At 71.3% G+C, this 3,319-nt stretch carries 4 protein-coding genes; all 4 read left to right on the plus strand.

The window, feature by feature from the left end:
- On the plus strand, window positions 1–429 hold a 429-nt coding region (locus N801_RS18765; protein ID WP_035940837.1), incomplete at its 5' end, for a phosphoribosyltransferase family protein.
- Between the two features lie 98 nt (window positions 430–527).
- Window positions 528–1,196: a ribosome hibernation-promoting factor, HPF/YfiA family gene (hpf, locus tag N801_RS18770; protein WP_052113313.1), complete on the plus strand. Its 669-nt coding sequence runs from the start codon at window positions 528–530 to the stop codon at window positions 1,194–1,196.
- A gap of 67 nt (window positions 1,197–1,263) precedes the next feature.
- The gene (locus N801_RS18775) at window positions 1,264–1,980 is read left to right on the plus strand and encodes a response regulator (protein WP_035940838.1); all 717 of its coding nucleotides are present in this window, start codon (window positions 1,264–1,266) and stop codon (window positions 1,978–1,980) included.
- A gap of 53 nt (window positions 1,981–2,033) precedes the next feature.
- Window positions 2,034–3,319, plus strand: a 1,286-nt coding sequence (locus N801_RS18780; RefSeq protein ID WP_084109266.1) for a winged helix-turn-helix domain-containing protein, incomplete at its 3' end; no start/stop codon positions are given.

Consider the following 3,319-nt stretch of genomic DNA (forward strand, 5'->3'; position numbering starts at 1 on the left):
CGGGGGCTCCTCGTCGTGCCCGTGCCGGGGTCGCCCCGCGCCCGCAGGCGCCGTGGCGACGCGCCCCTCCTGCCCTTGGTCCACGCCGCCGCGACGGCCCTGACCGGTCGAGCCGTCGTGGCGAACGTCCTCGCCACGACCCGGGTGACGAAGGACCAGTCCACCCTCGACGCGGCCGCCCGGGCGGCCAACCTCACCGGTGCCCTGCGGGTGCGGGAGCGCCTCGAGCCGGTCGTGGCGGGGGCGGCCTGCGTCGTCGTCGACGACGTCGTGACGACCGGTGCGACGCTCGCCGAGGCGGCTCGCGCCCTCCGGGAGGCCGGGGCCGCCCGGGTCCTCGGCGCGGCGATCGGAGCCACGCAGAGGCGAATCGTCGCTGTCGAAACTCGCCCGGACCCCGCGGTTGAAAGGCCCCTGCGGGGGGACTAACGTCAGTGCATGAGAGACATCCCCCCCTGGAGGTGGTGCCGCCACTCTTAGCCCTCGACAGGCACACGACAGGCACGCACCCCAAACCAGGAGGACCAGTGGACATTGTCGTCACCGGACGCCACACGACCGTTTCGGACCGATTCAGGCAGCACATCGCGGAGAAGCTGGACAAGGTCCAGCAGTTGGCACCGCGCACGCGCCGCATCGACGTGGTCATCAGCCACGAGCCGAACCGTCGCCAAGCCAAGGCCTGTGACCGCGTGGAGATCACGTGTCACATCAAGGGCCCGGTCGTGCGCGCCGAAGCGTGCGAGGAGGACAAATACGCCGCGCTCGACGTGGCCCTCGACAAGCTCCTGGAGCGACTGCGTCGCAAGCACGACCGCCACGTGAAGCGCGGACGGAACCCCGCGGAGTCGGTCGCGGCCAAGACCGCGTTCGTGCCCCCGGAGCCCGAGACCGCGAGCGACGACAGTGACGACGCGGGTGCCGCCTACGGCGACTCGCCCATCGAGGTCCGCGAGAAGGTCCACACCTCTGCGCCCATGACGCTCGACCAGGCCCTGCAGGAGATGGAGCTCGTCGGACACGACTTCTACCTCTTCCACGACCTCGAGACCGACAAGGCGAGCGTCGTCTACCGTCGCCGCGGCTGGTCCTACGGCGTCCTCCACCTCGACCTCAACGGCAGCGCCGCGCAGTCCCCGCCCTCGGGTGCGGGCTCCGCTGGCGCCGACTCCTCGGAGCGCGCCACCGTCTCGTGACCGGAGTTGCCGGGCTCTGTTTTTCGAAGTGAACGACAGGGGCGGATTCCCGTGTCAAGATTGCCACGTGAGTCCGCCTCTGCCAGAAGCCGATGAGCGGGCCTCGTCCACGGGGGAGGTCCGCAACCGCATCCGCATCGTCATCGCCGATGACCACGACCTCTACCGTCGTGGCATGCAGGCGGTGATCGGTCTGGAGCCCGACCTCGAGATCGTGGCCGAGGCCGGGTCGGGTGCCGAGGCCGTCGAGAAGGTCTTCGAGTACGAGCCCGACGTCGTCCTGCTCGACGTCCGCATGCCCGGCAACAGCGGCATCGAGGCGTGCACGGCGATCAAGGAGAAGGCGCCGCGGACCAAGATCCTCATCCTCACCGCCTCCGACGAGGAGTCCGACCTCTTCTCGGCGATCAAGGCCGGGGCGAGCGGCTACCTGCTCAAGGACCTGCCGACCGAGCAGATCGCCGAGGCCGTCCGCCTCGTGCACTCCGGGCAGTCGATGATCCCCCCGCACATGGCCAGCCAGCTCATCGCCGAGTTCTCGCGCCTGAGCAACGAGCCGGCCAAGGACTCCGCGCCGGGCCCGCGCCTCACCGACCGCGAGCTCGAGGTCCTCGCCCTGGTCGCGCGCGGCAAGGCCAACAAGGAGATCGCGTCGATGCTCTTCATCAGTGAGAACACGGTGAAGAACCACGTCCGCAACATCCTCGAGAAGCTCCAGCTCCACTCCCGCGTCGAGGCCGCCCTCTACGCGATGCGCCGCAACCTCATCGAGCCGGACGCCTGAGCGGACCGCCGTCGGTGCCGACCGCTGTCGGTGCGGACCGCGAGGATGGGGCCATGACCCCGTCCGCGCCGGTGACCCGCCTCAGCCAGGTCGCCGCGCGCCGGATCGCCCTCGCGGCGCAGGGTTTCGACCGTGCCCGGCCCGCGCCGTGGACGTCCACCTCGCGCCAGGTGCAGCGGGTCATCGACACCGTCGGGGTCGTCCAGATCGACAGCGTCAACGTCGTCTCGCGCAGCCACTACCTGCCGTTCTTCTCACGGCTCGGCCCCTACGACCGCGACCTCGTCGACCGGGCCCGCGACCGGGCGCCGCGCCGGCTCGTCGAGTACTGGGCGCACGAGGCCTCTCTCGTGCCGCCGTCGACCTGGCCGCTGCTCACCTTCCGCATGCGCCGTGCCCACGACGAGTCCTGGGGCGGGATGCAGAGCGTCCTGCGCGACCATCCCGCGCTCGTTGACGCCGTGCTCGCGGAGGTCCGGGTGCGCGGCCCGCTCACGAGCCGGGAGCTCGAGGCGGCGCTCGAGCACGACCTGCCGCGCGACCGCGACCAGTGGGGGTGGAACTGGTCGCTCGTCAAGAGCGCCATCGAGCAGCTCTTCTGGGCCGGTGAGGTCAGCTCGTCGGGGCGCACGAGCCAGTTCGAACGCCGGTATGCCGTCCCGTCCCGGGTCCTCCCGCCGCACCTTCGCGACGTGGCCGAGTCGATCGAGGCCCGGCTGCCGGACGACGAGGCGTTCCTCGAGCTGACCCGGATCGCGGCCCGCGCGTTGGGGGTCGGCACGGCCCAGTGCCTGCGCGACTACTTCCGGCTCAAGCCCGAGCAGGCCCGGCCGGCGATCGACGCGCTCGTGGAGTCGGGCGAGCTCGTGCCGGTGGCCATCGACGGATGGAAGCGGCCGGCCTACCTCCACCGGGACGCGCGGCGCCCCCGCCGGATCACGGCCCGGGCGCTGCTGTCGCCGTTCGACTCGCTCATCTGGCAGCGCGACCGGACCGCGGCGCTCTTCGGCTTCGACTACCGACTCGAGATCTACACGCCCGAGGCGAAGCGGGTGCACGGCTACTACGTCCTGCCGTTCCTGCTCGGCGAGGACCTCGTCGGGCGGGTCGACCTCAAGGCCGACCGGGCGGGTTCGCGGTTGCTGCTCCGCCGGCTGACCTGGGAGCCGGGACGCGGGGGAGTCGACGATGTCCGCGAGCTGCACGAGGAGCTCGCCCTCATGGCCCACTGGCTCGGCCTCGCCTCCGTCGAGCTGCCGGCCCACGCTCGTCCCCAACTCGCCAATTCCCCCGTTGCGAACGCGGGTGCCGTGCCGAACGGGGGAATTGGCGAGTTGGG

The organism is Knoellia aerolata DSM 18566 (assembly GCF_000768695.1).
In the GTDB taxonomy this organism is placed as follows: domain Bacteria; phylum Actinomycetota; class Actinomycetes; order Actinomycetales; family Dermatophilaceae; genus Knoellia; species Knoellia aerolata.